The following is a 14,752-nucleotide window of genomic DNA, read 5'->3' on the forward strand; positions in this document are numbered from 1 at the left end:
CGGCGCCGTCGAACAGCACCTCGTCGTCGACCACCGCCTCGCCGGTCAGCTCGGCCGGCGGCGAACCCTTCTCCAGCCCGCTCTCCCCGAGCCAGAAGGCGGCCCCCACCAGGGCGGTTCCCCGATCGTCGCGGATCAGTGGCACCCGGGTGGCGTTCCCGTGAAGCGCCCGGCGTGCGTGCCACGGCCGCCGCACGTGGGCCACCTCGACACCGAGCCGGTCGGTGCGCAGCAGCCCGGTCAGCACGGTCGCCAGGTCGGCGTCGGAGCCCAGAACGATGACGCGCCGACAAGGGGTATCCGGCGTGTCGGCGACCGGTATCCCGCGCAGCGCACGCGGCAGCCGACGCTTGCCGAAACGCAACACCACGACGTCAGCGGTGTTCAAGTTCGGCTCCTCGCAAGTGGCTGGGATAGGGTGGCTCACCGGCTGCAACAAGGTTTCGTGCAAGAGTAGCCGGGAATTGCGAGGTCCTAGCCATGCCGGCAATCGTGCTCATCGGTGCGCAGTGGGGCGACGAGGGCAAAGGAAAAGCCACCGATCTGCTCGGTGGCCGCGTCCAGTGGGTGGTGCGGTATCAGGGCGGCAACAACGCCGGCCATACCGTGGTTCTGCCGACCGGTGAGAACTTCGCCCTGCACCTCATCCCGTCGGGAATCCTGACGCCCGGCGTCACCAACGTCATCGGCAACGGCGTCGTGGTCGACCCGGGTGTGCTGCTGACCGAACTGCAGGGCCTCGTCGATCGCGGCGTCGACACCGAGCGGCTGCTGATCTCCGCCGACGCCCACCTGCTGATGCCGTATCACGTCGCGATCGACAAGGTCGTCGAGCGGTACGCAGGCAGCAAGAAGATCGGCACCACCGGACGCGGTATCGGACCCTGCTACCAGGACAAGATCGCCCGCATCGGCATCCGCATGGCCGACGTGCTCGACCCGGTGCTGCTGGCCGAGAAGATCGAGGCCGCACTGGAGTTCAAGAACCAGGTGCTGGTGAAGATCTACAACCGCAAGGCGCTCGAGGCCGGGGAGGTGGTCGACAACCTGCTCGGTCAGGCCGAGGGGTTCAAGCACCGCATCGCCGACACCCGCTACCTGCTCAACACGGCGCTGGAGAAGGGCGAGACGGTGCTGCTGGAGGGCTCCCAGGGCACCCTGCTCGACGTTGACCACGGCACGTATCCCTTTGTGACGTCATCGAATCCGACGGCCGGCGGTGCCGCCGTGGGGTCGGGTATCGGGCCGACCCGGATCACCACGGTGCTCGGCATCCTCAAGGCCTATACGACGCGCGTGGGCTCGGGGCCGTTCCCGACCGAGTTGTTCGACGAGAAGGGCGAATACCTGTCCAAGACGGGCGGCGAGTTCGGCGTGACGACGGGCCGGCGGCGGCGGTGCGGATGGTTCGACGCCGTGATCGCCCGATACGCCACCAGGGTCAACGGCATCACCGACTACTTCCTCACCAAGCTCGACGTGTTGTCCAGCCTCGAGACCGTGCCGGTGTGCGTCGGCTATCGGGTGAACGGCAAGCGGTTGGACGACATGCCGATGACCCAGTCCGACATCGCGCACGCCGAGCCGATCTACGAAGAGCTGCCGGGCTGGTGGGAGGACATCTCGGGCGCCCGCGAATTCGACGACCTGCCGGCCAAGGCGCGTGACTACGTGCTGCGGGTGGAAGAGCTTGCCGGGGCGCATGTTTCGTGCATCGGCGTCGGTCCCGGACGGGACCAGACCATCGTGCGCCGCGACATCCTGGCAACCGAAAGATGAGCGCCGACTACGGGCTCGACCCGCGGCGTGTCGACCCCGAATACGACCGCCACGGCGGGTTCCCGGTGTACGAGCCGGCCCAACCCGGTCCCGGTTTCGAACGTTTCCTCACCGCGATGCGCCAGGCGCAGGACCTCGCCGTCTCGGCGGACCCGGCCCCGGACACCTGGGACGAGGCGGCCGACCGGGTCGAGGAACTGGTCAAGCTGCTCGATCCCTACCGCGCCCGCGAAGGTGTCGGTCCCGCCAACCGGACACCGTCGCTGCCGGGGGCGGGCAGCCTGCTGATGCCGCCGTGGATGGTCACCAAGTTCGAGGCCGACGGCGTCGAACTCGAGGTCACGTTCAGCCGTTACCACGTGGGTGGTAACTCCGCCGTGCACGGCGGCGTGCTGCCGCTACTGTTCGACTCGATGTTCGGCATGGTGATCCACGCCGTGGGCCGGCCGATCAGCCGCACCGGCTTCCTGCACGTCGACTACCGCAAGGTGACCCCGATCGACACCAAGCTCACCGCGCGCGGATGGCTGCGTGAAGCCCAGGGGCGCAAGGCGTTCGTCAACGCCGAATTGCGCGACCCCGAGGAAAACCTGCTCGCCGAGGCAAACGGGTTGATGATCCAGTTGCTCGCCGGACAGCCGTGAGGCCGCTTCGCTGACGGATTCGTAGCGGACGGAAAATCGCGATCCGCCCGCACTTTCGTGATCCCGGTGTCACGATCACGGCGTGACGACCGAGCAGGCCGACCGGCGGCCCCGACGCCTGACCACCCCGCGCTCGGCCGCGCTGGCCGGTGTCGCGTTCGCGCTGTTGTTCGGGGCCGTCGTTTATCTGGTCCGCACCGCGATTCCCGACAGCGGCGACGCCCGTATGTGGGTGGCCGGCGTGCTGATGCCGTTCGCCGGCATCGCGTTCCTGTGGTTCATCGGCGTGGTGCGTGACGGTTTCGGCGGCTACGAGGACAGATTCTTCTCGACGGTTTTCCTCGGGAGCGGACTGCTGTTCCTTGCACTGATGTTCGCGGCGTCGGCCGTCAGCGTCGCCGTCGGGCACAGCAGCGGCGAGGTGTCGGAGTTCGGGCGCACCCTCGTCATGTCTCTGAGCAAGACGTATGCGCTCCGCATGGCGGCGGTGTTCATGATCTCGCTGGCCACGATCTGGCTGCGCACCCGGTTGATGCCCCGCTGGCTGGCTATCGGCACATACGTCGTGGCGGTAGGGGTGCTGCTCGCCGCCGACATCAGCATGTGGCTGACGCTGATCTTCCCGGCGTGGGTGTTGGCGGTCAGCGTCGTGCTTCTCGTCCGCCGCCGCCCCGGTTAGTCGACCAGCCGCAAAGCCTGTGAGGGACAGAGCTTCACGGCCTCGCGGGCGCGGTCGAGTTCGTCGTCGGGCACCTCATCGACCAGCACCACGACGATGCCGTCGTCGTCCTGGTCGAAAACGGCGTCGGCCGACATCACGCAGTTGCCCGCCTGGATGCAGACGTCGCGGTCGGCGTGCACCTTCACTTCTCGTCACCTCCAATCGACTGACAGCGACTTCAGACCGTAAATGAAGTGGAACGACCGGAACTGCACATCGCCGAAGTCCTCGGCCAGTCGCAGCGCCGGGAAGCGTTGCAGCAGAGCGGGGAACGCGACCCGCATTTCCATCCGGGCCAGCGGTGCGCCGAGGCAGTGGTGCACGCCGTGGCCGAATGCGACGTGACCCGCGGCGCCGCGGCCGATGTCGAGAACGTCGGGGTCGTCGATGAAGTCGGGATCGCGATTGGCCGACGGCAGCGACGCGAACACCAGCTGACCGGCCGGGATCGCGACACCGGCGATCTCGACGTCGGTGGTGGTGATGCGCGGGATCGCGCTGTGCACGATCGACAACCACCGCAGCAGCTCTTCGACCGCGGGTCCGACCGCATCGGGATCGTCGCGGACGGCGGCGAGCTGATCGGGATGCCGGAGCAGGGCCAGCGTGCCCAATCCCAGCATGTTCGAGGTGGTTTCGTGGCCGGCGAGCAGCAGCAGCCCGGCGATGCCGACCAGTTCGTCATCGGTGAGCTCGGCGCCGTGCTCCCGGACCAGCATGCCGAGGATGTCGTCGCCGGGCCTGCGCCGGGCGCGCTCGACCAGCGACCGCATGTACGCCCGACCGGCGCGCTGCAGTTCGAGGCGCTCGGTGAACGGAAGCGACAAATCCAGCTGGCGCGCGCTGCGGCGCTGGAAATCGTCGCGGTCCTCGTACGGCACGCCGAGCAGTTCGCAGATGACCAGCGACGGGATCGGCAACGCGAAGTGTTCGACGAGATCGGCGGGGGCACCGGCGGTTTCCATCATGTCCAGGTGCGTCGACACGATCTCGACGATGCGGGGCTCGAGCCGCTTGATCCGCCGGATCGTGAACTCCGGGGTGAGCATGCGGCGCAGTCGCTGGTGTTCCGGCGGGTCGAGGCCGAGCAGGTTGCCGGCACGGGAACTGGCCAGCTCCTCCTCCGACAGCGTCGGCGCACCCGGGAGGACGAAGCCCGGCGGGCGGCCGTTGGAGAACCGCTCGTGGTCGGACAGCACCTGTTTGACGTCGTCGTGCCGGGTGACCAGGTACACGGTCATGCCGAAGGAGTTGACGACCGTGCGGACGCCGGAGGTCTCGCGGATCTCGGTCAGCGCCGGGGTCGGATTGAACGCGTCGCGACGCATGTGCAGCGGCGGCAGTTCCGGTGCTTGCGTCATGACACGACGCTACCCGCTAGCCCGGATCGGCGGCTTTGAGTGCCGGCCACCAAATGCGCGGCCCGATCAGCGTGAACAGCGCCGGGATGATCACCGTGCGCACGACGAACGTGTCGAGCAGGATGCCGAGGCCGACGATGATGCCGATCTGGGTCAGCACGATCAGAGGCAGCACGCCGAGCACGCAGAACACCGCGGCCAGCACGATGCCCGCGCTGGTGATCACCGCACCGGTCGCCGATACCGCCCGCACGATGCCGCCGCGGGTGCCGTGCTCAGGAGTTTCCTCACGCGCCCTGGTGACCAGGAAGATCGTGTAGTCGACGCCGAGGGCGACGAGGAACAGGAACGCGAACAGCGGCGTGGTGTTGTCGAGCGCGGGGAAGCCGAACACGTGCACGCTGGCCCAGCCGCCCAAGCCCAGCGCGGCCAGGGCGCTCAGCACCGTGACCGCGACGAGGATCAGCGGCGCGAGCGCGGCGCGCAGCAACACGTACAGCACCGCGAGCACGACGATCAGGATTGCCGGAATCACGACCGCACGGTCGCGGGATGCGGAGGCGCTGGCATCGCGGGCGGTGGCGTCGGATCCGCCGACCAGAGCGTCCGGGTCGGCTGCTCGCACCGAATCACGGAGGGCGTCAACGGTTTCGAAGGCGCGGTCCGAGGCGGGTTCGGCGTCGAGCACGACCGACCACTGCGTCAGGCCGTCGGGGGTTTCGCCGGCGGGATTGGCCGACACCACGCCGGGTGTCTCAGTGATTGCGCGTTGCACCTCGGCGGCGCGGTCGGTGGACGCGATGACGCGGGTGGGGTCCGTCAGGCCGCTGGGGAAGTGCTCGGCCAGCCGCGAGTACCCGCTGACCGACTCGGCCTGCACGCGGAACTGTTCGGTCTGCGACAGTCCGATCGGGGTCGCCGTCAACCCGATGCACAGCAACGCGAGACCGGCGATCGCGACGGTCGCGACGCGCCCGGGCCTGCGGGCCACCGATTCCGCGATGCGGTGCCACAGGCCGCTGTCGGTGAGCACCCGGTCGCCGGTCTTCGGGATGAACGGCCAGAACAGTCGCTTGCCGAACAGGCCGAGCAGCGGTGGCAGCACCAGCAGCACGAACACCGCGGCGACGACGAGGCCGGCGGCGGCCTGCACGCCGAGGCTGCGCACGCTCGGCGACGACGCGAACACCAGCGTCAGGAGCGCGAGCACCACGGTCGCATTGCTGGCGACGATGGCCGGTCCTGCGCGGCGCACCGCGATGTTCAGCGCGTCGTGGTGGTTCTCGGTGCGGCCCAACTCTTCTCGGTACCGCGAGATGAGCAGCAGCGCGTAGTTGGTGCCCGCACCGAACACCAGCACGCTGGTGATACCCGACGTGGAACCGTCCGGGCTCATGCCGACCGCCTGGGCGACGGCGGTTCCCAAGACGGCGGCCACCCGGTCGGCGAATCCGATGACCGCCAACGGCACCAGCCACAACACCGGCGACCGGTAGGTGACGATCAGCAGCAGAGCCACCACCGTCGCGGTGACCGCGAGCAGCGTGAAGTTGGCGCCGGAGAACGAGTTCGCGATGTCGGCGCCGAAGGCCGGACCGCCGGTTACCTCGGTGCGCAAGCCGCCGGGCAGGCCCTCCGCGGCTTGGGCGCGGACCTTCTTCACCTCGTCGGTGAGCTCGAAGCCGCTGAGCTCGGAGCTCATCGGGATCACAGCCAATGCGGCGGCGCCGTCCTCGGACACCTGCGCGCCGGACCATTTCCGCTCGACGGCACCGGTGTCGGCGGGGCTCAGCGGCGCGCCGTCGGTGCGCGTGATCACGACGATCGCGGGAACCTGCTCGCCGCCGGGGAATTGCGCTCGCAGCGCGTCAACGCGTGCGGACTCGGCGTCGTCGGGGACGGGCACGGGCGACCGCGAACTCGAGTCGTCGCTGCCGACCAACGCCATCAGCGCGCCGGACAGGAGCACCACGAGCACCGCGAGGATCCAGGAGAGTCGGCGGGACATGCCTGCAAATATTTCAAAAACTTAACTAATAATCAAACCGGCCTCGCCGACTCGGCCTATGCTTTCGGCGTGCCAGAGGACCGCGACGCGCTCGAGGCGGCGATCGCCGCCGACGTGCGGGCGATGAACGCCGAATCCGACGAGATCGGCCGGCTGTTCGCGAGCCGACATGAGGTCGCGGCCAACGACTTTCGCGCGCTGCTCCATGTGATGGTCGCCGAGACCGAGGGAGCGCCGTTGACGGCGGGGGACCTGCGCAAGCGGATGGGCATGTCGGCCGCGGCCATCACCTACCTCGTCGAGCGGATGATCACCTCGGGCCACTTCCAGCGCGAATCGGATCCCCGTGACCGCCGCAAGGTGATCCTGCGGGTGGCCGATCACGGAATGGACGTCGCCCGAGGGTTTTTCACCCCGCTCGGGGAAAGCACCCGCGACGCGCTGGCCGGCCTTCCCGATGAGGATCTGACCGCGGCGCATCGCACGTTCGGTGCGCTGATCGAGGCCATGCGCAGGTTCCGCAACGAGCTCGAACGGTCCGCTATCTCGAGTTGAGGGTCGCCTCCTCCGGCGGGCACCTCGCCGGCCTGGCCGTCGGCGGCCGCCTCGCCGCCGGTCACCCCGAGCCGACGGATCAGCCACGGCAACGTCAACCCGTGCAGCAGCAGCGTGCCAACCACCACGACGAACGTCAGGAATACCAGCTGAGGCCGGCCTGGGAACGGGGTTCCGGACAGCGTCGCGAGCGGAACACCGAAGGCGGCGGCCAGCGACACCACGCCGCGCATGCCGGCCCACCCCAGCACGAACACCTGCGCCGGGGTGGGAGCCGGTTCGTCGCGGCGGATCCGCGGTGAGAGCAGCCGCGGCAGATACGCGAACAGGTACATCCATACGATGCGCACCACGATGACGGTCGCCACCACCGCCGCCGAGGCGACCGCGATCGTCGCCGCCGATATCCCGGCCAGCTCGCTCACCACCTTCGGCAGCTGCAAACCGATCATCAGGAACGCGAACGACTCCAGCACCAGCTGGACGGCCTTCCACACGGCGAAGTCCTGCAGCCGGGTGGCGTAGCTGGCGCGGGTCGAGCGCTGCCCGGCGATCAGCGCGGCCACCACGACCGCGAGCCGCCCAAGCCGAGGATCAGGCCCGCCGCGAGCCCGGCGACGACGAGCGCGAGCGGTGCCGAGAGGTCGAATCGGCGCGCCAGCGCCGCCAGCAGCACCGACACCACGAGAACCGCGAGCAGTGAGGCAGCCACGATGCCGAACCCTCCTTTCCGCCGCCCGTATGTTGGTCGGCATGCTGAGCAGATCACGTCCGCTCGACGGCGTTACCGGGTACGCGAGACGTCTGGCAGGCTGGATCCCCGATGACTGATACCCCTGACGCAGCGGCCGACGCCGGGGATCCGGTGACCGATCCCGAACCCGTCTCCGGCGCCTCCGCCGCCTCGGCGGTGATGCTGCTCGGCTCCGGTGAACTGAGCCGGGAGTTGGCGCTGGCGTTTCAGCGGCTGGGCACCGAGGTCATCGCGGTGGACCGCTATGCCGACGCCCCAGCGCACGGCGTCGCCGACCGGCCGGTCGTGGCGAAGATGAACGACGCGGAGGAACTGACCGCGCTCATCGAGAAGGAGAACCCGCGCTACGTGGTGGCCGAGGCGGGCGTCATCGCCGCCGATGCGCTGATCGCGATCGCCGAACGCGGCGGCGCCCAGGTGTTTCCCACCCCACGCAGCACCCGGCTGTCGCTGGATCGGGAAGGCCTGCGCCGGATGGCCTCCGACGAGCTGGGCCTGCCGACCGCTCCGTTCTGGTTCGCGGGATCGGCCGAGGAGCTGAGTGCCGTCGCACAGCACGCCGGTTTCCCGTTGGTGGTCAAGCCGATCGCTTCGGCCGCCGGCGAAGGGGAGTCGGTGCTGGTGCGCGCCGAGGACGTCGAGCCCGCCTGGCAGCGCGCGGTCGCCGCCGGCCGGATCCCGCACGGCCGCGTGATGGTCGAGTCGGTGGTCGAGATCGATTTCGAGGTCACGCTGCTGACCATCCGCACGGTCGGGCCGACCGGACCCGCGGTGCACTTCTGTGAGCCGATCGGGCACCGCCAGGCCGACGGCGATGTGCTCGAGTCGTGGCAGCCGCAGCGGTTGGCGCCCGCCGCGCTGGACTCCGCGAAGTCGATCGCCGCGCGGATCGTCAACTCGCTGGGCGGGCGCGGGGTGTTCGGTGTCGAGTTGCTGGTGCGCGGGGACGAGGTCTACTTCGACACCGTGCGTCCGCGCCCGCACGACAGCGGGCTGGTCACGCTGCGCTCGCAGCGGCTCTCGGAGTTCGAGTTGCATGCCCGCGCGATCCTCGGTCTGCCGGTCGACACGATCATGATCTCGCCCGCCGCCGCGGAGGTCGTTTACGCGGGCGCGGAGGCGACGCCGGCGGCCGGCGGGGATCCGCAGGCGGTGCTGGCCGAGGCGCTCGCGGTGGCCGAGAGCGACGTCGCGCTGTTCAATCGTCCCGACGAAACCGAGGAGAAGCGGCGGCTGGCGGTGGCGCTGGCGACCGCACCCGACCCGATAGTCGCCCGTGACCGCGCCCGACGCGTCACGGCCGCGCTGCGCAGGCTCTGGTAGCGGTGTCGGATTCGGAGGCCACCCCCGGCGACCGGCAGACCGCGGCGCCGTTCCTGATCGCCCTCACAATCTTTGTGCTCGTGGTGATCGCAATATGGCTGCTGAACCTGTTCGACGACCGAGGCGAGCCCGCCGACCAGCAGGTGGCCCGCGCCGCGGTCGGGCAGAACGATGCTCTACAGCGTCAGAACTACTCCGACTTCCGCGCCTACACCTGCCCGGCGCACGCCCGCGACGAGGCCGAAGTGCTTACCGCCCAACGTGATTCCGTCGCCCAGCGCGGTGAGCGGTTCGTCGACGACGTCACCGACGTCGCGATCGACGGTGACCGCGCGACCGCCAAGGTGACCTACCACTTCGCCAAGTCGCCCGACGACAAGAAAATCGTCGACATGACCTTCATCCGCGACGGCGATGCGTGGAAGGTCTGTTCCCCCGGTCCCAGGTAGCTGTGGGACACTCAACGACCGTGAGTTACGCCGGAGACATCACGCCCGAAGAGGCTTGGAAGCTGCTCACCGGCACCCCCAACGCGGTGCTGGTGGACTGCCGCACCGACGCCGAGTGGCGCTTCGTCGGTGTCCCCGATCTGTCGTCGCTGCAGCGCGAGGTCGTGTTCATCGAGTGGAACCGCACCGACGGCACGCACAACGACGCGTTCGTCGACGAACTGCGCCGCGAGATGACCGGTTCCGAGGTGGGCCCGGTGGTCTTCCTGTGTCGCTCGGGCAACCGGTCGATCGGCGCGGCCGAGGCGGCCACCGAGGCCGGAATCGCGCCGTCGTACAACGTCCTCGACGGCTTTGAAGGCCACCTCGACGAGGAGGGGCACCGCGGCGGGACCGGATGGAAGGCCGTCGGACTCCCCTGGAAGCAGTCATGAGTCCCAATTTTGAAGATTCGGTTCCGTCCGTCCGGACACCCGCCGAGCTGCCCGAGGGGGTCAGTCAGGCGACCATCGGCGTGCGCGGTGGGCTGTTGCGGTCGGAATTCGAGGAGACCGCCGAGGGGCTGTTCCTCACGTCGGGCTATGTCTATACCTCCGCCGCCGATGCCGAAAAGGCGTTCACCGGTGAGACCGATCGCTATGTGTATTCGCGCTACGGCAACCCGACCATCTCGATGTTCGAGGAGCGGCTGCGCCTGATCGAGGGTGCGCCCGCCTGTTTCGCGACCGCGACGGGGATGGCGGCGGTGTTCACGTCGCTCGGTGCGTTGCTGGGGGCAGGTGATCGGCTGGTCGCCGCGCGCAGCCTCTTCGGCTCGTGCTTTGTGGTGTGCAACGAAATCCTCCCGCGCTGGGGCGTGGAGACGGTGTTCGTCGACGGCGACGACCTGTCGCAGTGGGAGGAGGCCCTCTCGGTTCCCACCCAGGCGGTGTTCTTCGAGACCCCGTCGAACCCGATGCAGTCGTTGGTGGACATTTCGGCGGTGTGCGAACTCGCCCACGCCGCGGGCGCAAAAGTGGTGCTGGACAACGTGTTCGCCACGCCGATCCTGCAGCAAGGTTTTCCGCTGGGGGCCGACGTCGTCGTCTACTCGGGGACCAAGCACCTCGACGGGCAGGGCCGCGTGCTCGGCGGCGCAATCCTCGGCGACGAGCAGTACATCGATGAGCCGGTGCAGAAGTTGATGCGCCACACCGGGCCCGCGCTGAGCCCGTTCAACGCGTGGACGCTGCTCAAGGGGCTCGAGACGCTCGCGGTGCGGGTGGACTACCAGAACGCGTCGGCGCAGCGGATCGCCGAGTTCCTCGAGGACCATCCCGGTGTGAGCTGGGTGCGCTACCCGTTCCTGGAGTCACATCCGCAGTACGACCTGGCCAAGCGCCAGATGACCGGTGGCGGAACGGTTGTCACGTTCGAGGTGAAGGACGGGACGAAGGAGGGTGCGTTCGAAGTGCTCGACAAGCTGCGCATCGTCGACATATCGAACAACCTGGGCGATGCCAAGTCGTTGATCACCCATCCGGCGACCACCACGCACCGCGCGATGGGGCCGGATGGCCGCGCCGCGATCGGGCTCGGCGACGGCGTGGTGCGAATCTCGGTGGGCCTGGAGGGAACCGACGACCTGCTGGCCGATCTCGACCAGGCGCTGCGTTAAGTGTCGAAGCGCAGCGATGCGAAGAAGGCCCGCCGCCGTAAGCGGCAGGCCGCCCGCAACGAGCGCTGGGTCCCCGACAACGTGATGGACTCGCTGGCCGAGGAGACCACGACCGCGGCGGTGCTGGAGGCGTTCGACGCCCGAATCACGAAGCGGGGCTGGGTGTTCGACGACGAGCTCTCCGACGAGGAATCCGCGCTGTGGTTCTACCCGCCGTCAGAGGCCGACGTGCCCGACGAGGACCTGGTCTCCGTCACGACCGTGGTGCTGACCGCTGACGAAGCCGCCGACGTCGCGCACGTGGTGTTCGTCGGCACGGCCGACGACTACCAGTTCAACTTCGAGGAGCTGTTCGAGTGCCTGGACATCGTCGAAGCCTATCGGCTGGGCGACCCGGCGCCGACGTTCCCCGTCTAGCGCTCAGTCCTCGACGACGCCCTGCGCGGCGCGCGCCCGGTCCTCGTACTTCTTGCGTGCGGACGTGTCGAAGTCGAGGAACACCCGGTCCAGCCCCAGCTTGTTGTTGAGCCAGCGACGTCCGCGCGGGCCGAGCATCTGTGCGGCCTGGGCGGTGAAGCGCAGCGGAGCCGGCACGGAAACATGGGTTTTCGGCTTGTCCAGGGTCTTGACGATCGCCGCGGCGATCTCCTCGGGCTCCACCGGCTTGATGGCCCCGCCGCTCTTGGTGCCGGAGATCAGCTCGGTGTTGGTGAACGGTGGCATGATCACCGAGACGTCGACGTTGTGCGGCGCGACCTCGTCGGCCAGCGCGGCCGTCAACCCGACCACACCGAACTTCGCGCCGACGTAGACGACCTGACCCGGCACCGGGATCAGCCCCGACAGCGAGGCGATGTTGATGATGTGGCCGCTGCGTCGCGCGATCATGTCGGGCAGCACGAGCTGACACCCGGCGATGACGCCGTACAGGTTGACCTCGAGGGTCGAGCGGATCGACTGTTCGGTCTCGTCGACGAACGGCCCGATCGGCATGACACCGGCGTTGTTGATCAGCACATCGATGCGTCCGCCGCCGTCGGTGCGGGCCTTGTCGAGGAAGGCGGAGAACGACTCGCGGTCGGTCACGTCGAGCGGGTAACCCGACACCGGACCGAGCTTGGTCAGCTGTGCGACGGCCGACTCCTGCAACGCCACGTCGCGGTCGCCGATGACGACGCGGGCACCGCGGGCCAGCAGCGCTTTCGCGGTCGCGTAGCCGATGCCGCGGGCAGCACCGGTGATCGCGATGGTCTTGCCCCTGATGTTGTCCATGCGGCCAAACTTTACACATGTCAAGTTTTGGGGGGAAGTGGGCGCTTTTTGGATCAGGATGAGCAGATGTGCCGCACCGGAATGCATGCGCCAGGTTCGCGTTGGACAGTTAGGTGATGCCCGTGTCGACCCAGCTGAAGTTCGTCGCAGTCCGCCAGGACGACCCCTTGGTGGAGCCGCTGATGGCCGAGTTGACCGTCGAGTACTCGAAGCGCTACGGCCCGCCCGAGGACACCGTGAGCAGGTGGCTGCGCGGGCATCCGGCCGATGAGTTCGCCCCGCCGCACGGCGACCTGGTGGTCGGGCTGCTCGACGGCCGGGCCGTCACCGGCGGTGCGTTCTGCCGGTTCGACGACACTACCGCCGAACTCAAGCGGATCTGGACCGACAGCCGCCACCGCCAACAAGGTCTGGCCAAGGCGCTGCTCGCCGAGCTCGAGGCCCGGATCGTCGCCCGCGGATATCGGCGGGTCTACCTGACGACCGGCGACCGCCAACCCGAGGCGGAGGCGCTGTACGGATCGGCGGGCTACGAGCGGCTGGCCGATCCGCTGCCCGCCGAGGGCGACGTCTTCCCGGTGGCGTTCGTCAAGGTGCTGCGATGAGCGAGCACGTCCACCTTGCCGTCGCACTCGACGGTTACGGGTGGCATCCGGAGGCATGGCGGCACACGCGGGATCGGTCGCCGGTGATCAGTGGACGACACTGGGCCGACGCGGCGCTCACCGCCGAACGTGGACTGCTCGACTTCGTGACCTTCGACGACGCGCTGACCCCGCAGCGGCGCCGCCGTCCCGACATCGAACCGCGGTGGCTGGCCGGGCGCCCCGACGCCGTCATGGTCGCGGCCCGGATCGCGCCGGTGACGCGGCATGTCGGCCTGGTGCCCGTCGCGACCGTCACTCATACCGAACCGTTTCACGTGTCCAAAGCCATTGCGACGCTGGACTTCGTCTCCCACGGCCGGGCGGGCTGGCAGGTTCGTGTCAGCGGCACGGACCACGAGGCGCAGCTGTTCGGCCGTCGCGACGTGCGCGACGCCGACTTGTTCGGAGAGGCCGCCGACTTCGTCGAAGTCACCCGCCGGCTCTGGGACAGCTGGGAAGACGACGCGGTGATCCGCGACGTGACGTCCGGTCGGTACGTCGACCGGGACAAGCTGCACTACATCGACTTCGTCGGCGAGCACTTCTCGGTCAAGGGGCCGTCCATCACCCCGCGCCCACTGCAGGGCCAGCCCGTCGTCACCGCGCTCGCGCACACGCGCGAAGCCTACGAATTCGCCGCGCACAGCGCGGATCTGGTGTTCATCACGCCGCAAGACGACGCCGATCTGTCCGGCCTGCTCGAACGAGTGATGGGGAGCGATTTGAAGGTGTACGCCGACATATACGCCTCACTCTCCGGTGTTGTCGACGCCCGCTCGGACGCGGCGATCTTCGACGGAACACCGACCGAACTGGTCGACCAGATCCTGCGCTGGCACGATCGCGGGCTCGCCGGTGTGCGGCTGCGTCCCGCGGTCCACGCGCTCGACCTGCCGATCATCGTCGACGAGGTCGTGCCGATACTGCAGGGCAAGGGCGTGTTTCGCACCGCATACCGCGACGGCGAGACGCTGCGTTCCCGGCTCGGTCTCCCGGTCGCGGTGAATCGCTATGCGAAAGCGCGGCAGCCATGACGATCCCGTTGTCGATCCTCGATCTGTCGCCGATCAGCGAAGGCGCCGATGCCACTACGGCTTTGCGCAACACCATCGACCTCGCGCAGCATGCCGAACAGTGGGAGTACAAGCGTTACTGGCTGGCCGAACACCACTTCGTCGCCGTCGCGAGCTCACAACCCGCGGTGCTCATCGGGCAGATCGTCGCGACCACCGAACGCATTCGGGTCGGCGCCGCCGCGGTGCAACTCGGTTACACCACCGCGGTGGCGGTGGCCGAGTCCTTCGGCACGCTCGCGGCGTTGCACCCCGGCCGCGTCGACCTCGGGGTAGGGCGGTCCGGTCAGCGCCGGCGCGACGCTCTGAAAGATGATGCGCGACAGCATCCCAAGCGTGAACAGGAGTGGCGCGAGCGCGACGGCGTCGTCATCCCGCCGGGGTTCGACGTCGCCACGCTGATGCGCAATCCGCGGTTGCGGGCGCGGATGTCGATACTCCAGCAGCCCGAGGCAGTCGTGCCCGACTTCGACCGCCAGGTCGACGACATCCTGAACCTGGTGCGCGGC

At 68.7% G+C, this 14,752-nt stretch carries 17 protein-coding genes and 2 pseudogenes; 12 read left to right on the forward strand and 7 right to left on the reverse strand.

The window, feature by feature from the left end; translation table 11 throughout:
* Nucleotides 1–388 (reverse strand): annotated as a pseudogene (locus tag A5698_RS10970) (peptidase M50); the annotation flags it as partial.
* 92 nt (nucleotides 389–480) lie between these two features.
* On the opposite strand from A5698_RS10970, the gene A5698_RS10975 reads away from it, so the two are divergent.
* The 3 genes from A5698_RS10975 to A5698_RS10985 all read left to right on the forward strand — a co-directional run bounded on the left by A5698_RS10975 (nucleotide 481) and on the right by A5698_RS10985 (nucleotide 3,102).
* Nucleotides 481–1,779, forward strand: coding sequence for an adenylosuccinate synthase (locus A5698_RS10975; protein ID WP_068296370.1), 1,299 nt, complete (start codon nucleotides 481–483; stop codon nucleotides 1,777–1,779).
* On the forward strand, nucleotides 1,776–2,423 hold the full coding sequence (locus A5698_RS10980; protein ID WP_067091836.1) for a PaaI family thioesterase: 648 nt from the start codon (nucleotides 1,776–1,778) through the stop codon (nucleotides 2,421–2,423). Before A5698_RS10975 ends, A5698_RS10980 begins: the two co-directional genes overlap by 4 nt.
* Nucleotides 2,424–2,505: 82 nt before the next feature.
* Nucleotides 2,506–3,102 (forward strand): hypothetical protein, encoded by a 597-nt coding sequence (locus tag A5698_RS10985; protein ID WP_231967375.1) that lies wholly within the window; start codon nucleotides 2,506–2,508, stop codon nucleotides 3,100–3,102.
* Here the strand turns inward: A5698_RS10985 and A5698_RS10990 are convergent.
* From A5698_RS10990 to A5698_RS11000, 3 genes are read right to left on the reverse strand one after another with little or no spacing between them, the layout of a single operon-like run.
* A complete protein-coding gene (locus A5698_RS10990; RefSeq protein WP_067091834.1) occupies nucleotides 3,099–3,290 on the reverse strand; it encodes a ferredoxin in 192 nt (63 codons plus the stop codon). The genes A5698_RS10985 and A5698_RS10990 overlap by 4 nt on opposite strands.
* A gap of 6 nt (nucleotides 3,291–3,296) precedes the next feature.
* Complete coding sequence (locus A5698_RS10995; RefSeq protein WP_068296373.1) at nucleotides 3,297–4,505, reverse strand: cytochrome P450; 1,209 nt, start codon at nucleotides 4,503–4,505, stop codon at nucleotides 3,297–3,299.
* A gap of 16 nt (nucleotides 4,506–4,521) precedes the next feature.
* A complete protein-coding gene (locus A5698_RS11000) occupies nucleotides 4,522–6,513 on the reverse strand; it encodes an MMPL family transporter (RefSeq protein ID WP_068296376.1) in 1,992 nt (663 codons plus the stop codon).
* 123 nt (nucleotides 6,514–6,636) lie between these two features.
* Between A5698_RS11000 and A5698_RS11005 the strand changes: the two genes are divergently transcribed.
* The gene (locus A5698_RS11005; RefSeq protein WP_084792389.1) at nucleotides 6,637–7,068 is read left to right on the forward strand and encodes a MarR family transcriptional regulator; all 432 of its coding nucleotides are present in this window, start codon (nucleotides 6,637–6,639) and stop codon (nucleotides 7,066–7,068) included.
* Here A5698_RS11005 and A5698_RS11010 read toward each other — a convergent pair.
* Together A5698_RS11010 and A5698_RS28960 are read right to left on the reverse strand one after the other, a co-directional pair.
* Nucleotides 6,993–7,652: pseudogene (locus tag A5698_RS11010) on the reverse strand (cation:proton antiporter domain-containing protein); the annotation flags it as partial. The gene A5698_RS11005 and the pseudogene A5698_RS11010 overlap by 76 nt on opposite strands.
* Entirely contained in the window at nucleotides 7,622–7,780 is a 159-nt protein-coding gene (locus A5698_RS28960; protein WP_197506742.1) for a hypothetical protein, read from the reverse strand. The pseudogene A5698_RS11010 and the gene A5698_RS28960, both read right to left, overlap by 31 nt.
* A gap of 111 nt (nucleotides 7,781–7,891) precedes the next feature.
* Between A5698_RS28960 and purT the strand changes: the two genes are divergently transcribed.
* Genes purT through A5698_RS11035 form a run of 5 tightly spaced genes read left to right on the forward strand, consistent with a single transcriptional unit; the run spans nucleotide 7,892 to nucleotide 11,668 of the window.
* A complete protein-coding gene (purT, locus tag A5698_RS11015) occupies nucleotides 7,892–9,145 on the forward strand; it encodes a formate-dependent phosphoribosylglycinamide formyltransferase (RefSeq protein WP_068296381.1) in 1,254 nt (417 codons plus the stop codon).
* Nucleotides 9,139–9,594: an Rv0361 family membrane protein gene (locus A5698_RS11020; RefSeq protein ID WP_068296384.1), complete on the forward strand. Its 456-nt coding sequence runs from the start codon at nucleotides 9,139–9,141 to the stop codon at nucleotides 9,592–9,594. The genes purT and A5698_RS11020 overlap by 7 nt, the downstream gene beginning before the upstream one ends.
* A 20-nt stretch (nucleotides 9,595–9,614) precedes the next feature.
* Nucleotides 9,615–10,028: a rhodanese-like domain-containing protein gene (locus A5698_RS11025; protein ID WP_068296408.1), complete on the forward strand. Its 414-nt coding sequence runs from the start codon at nucleotides 9,615–9,617 to the stop codon at nucleotides 10,026–10,028.
* On the forward strand, nucleotides 10,025–11,251 hold the full coding sequence (locus A5698_RS11030) for an O-succinylhomoserine sulfhydrylase (protein WP_068296387.1): 1,227 nt from the start codon (nucleotides 10,025–10,027) through the stop codon (nucleotides 11,249–11,251). Before A5698_RS11025 ends, A5698_RS11030 begins: the two co-directional genes overlap by 4 nt.
* Nucleotides 11,252–11,668 (forward strand): hypothetical protein, encoded by a 417-nt coding sequence (locus A5698_RS11035; protein WP_068296390.1) that lies wholly within the window; start codon nucleotides 11,252–11,254, stop codon nucleotides 11,666–11,668.
* A gap of 3 nt (nucleotides 11,669–11,671) precedes the next feature.
* Here the strand turns inward: A5698_RS11035 and A5698_RS11040 are convergent, their stop codons facing one another.
* Nucleotides 11,672–12,523, reverse strand: coding sequence for an SDR family oxidoreductase (locus A5698_RS11040; RefSeq protein WP_068296394.1), 852 nt, complete (start codon nucleotides 12,521–12,523; stop codon nucleotides 11,672–11,674).
* 116 nt (nucleotides 12,524–12,639) lie between these two features.
* Here A5698_RS11040 and A5698_RS11045 point away from each other — a divergent pair, with 116 nt between their 5' ends.
* The 3 genes from A5698_RS11045 to A5698_RS11055 all read left to right on the forward strand — a co-directional run.
* Nucleotides 12,640–13,128 (forward strand): GNAT family N-acetyltransferase, encoded by a 489-nt coding sequence (locus tag A5698_RS11045; RefSeq protein WP_068296397.1) that lies wholly within the window; start codon nucleotides 12,640–12,642, stop codon nucleotides 13,126–13,128.
* The gene (locus tag A5698_RS11050; RefSeq protein WP_068296402.1) at nucleotides 13,125–14,204 is read left to right on the forward strand and encodes an LLM class flavin-dependent oxidoreductase; all 1,080 of its coding nucleotides are present in this window, start codon (nucleotides 13,125–13,127) and stop codon (nucleotides 14,202–14,204) included. The genes A5698_RS11045 and A5698_RS11050 overlap by 4 nt, the downstream gene beginning before the upstream one ends.
* Nucleotides 14,201–14,752, forward strand: a 552-nt coding sequence (locus tag A5698_RS11055; RefSeq protein ID WP_156670704.1) for an LLM class flavin-dependent oxidoreductase, incomplete at its 3' end; no start/stop codon positions are given. The genes A5698_RS11050 and A5698_RS11055, both read left to right, overlap by 4 nt.

This window comes from Mycobacterium sp. E136 (assembly GCF_001666865.1).
In the GTDB taxonomy this organism is placed as follows: domain Bacteria; phylum Actinomycetota; class Actinomycetes; order Mycobacteriales; family Mycobacteriaceae; genus Mycobacterium.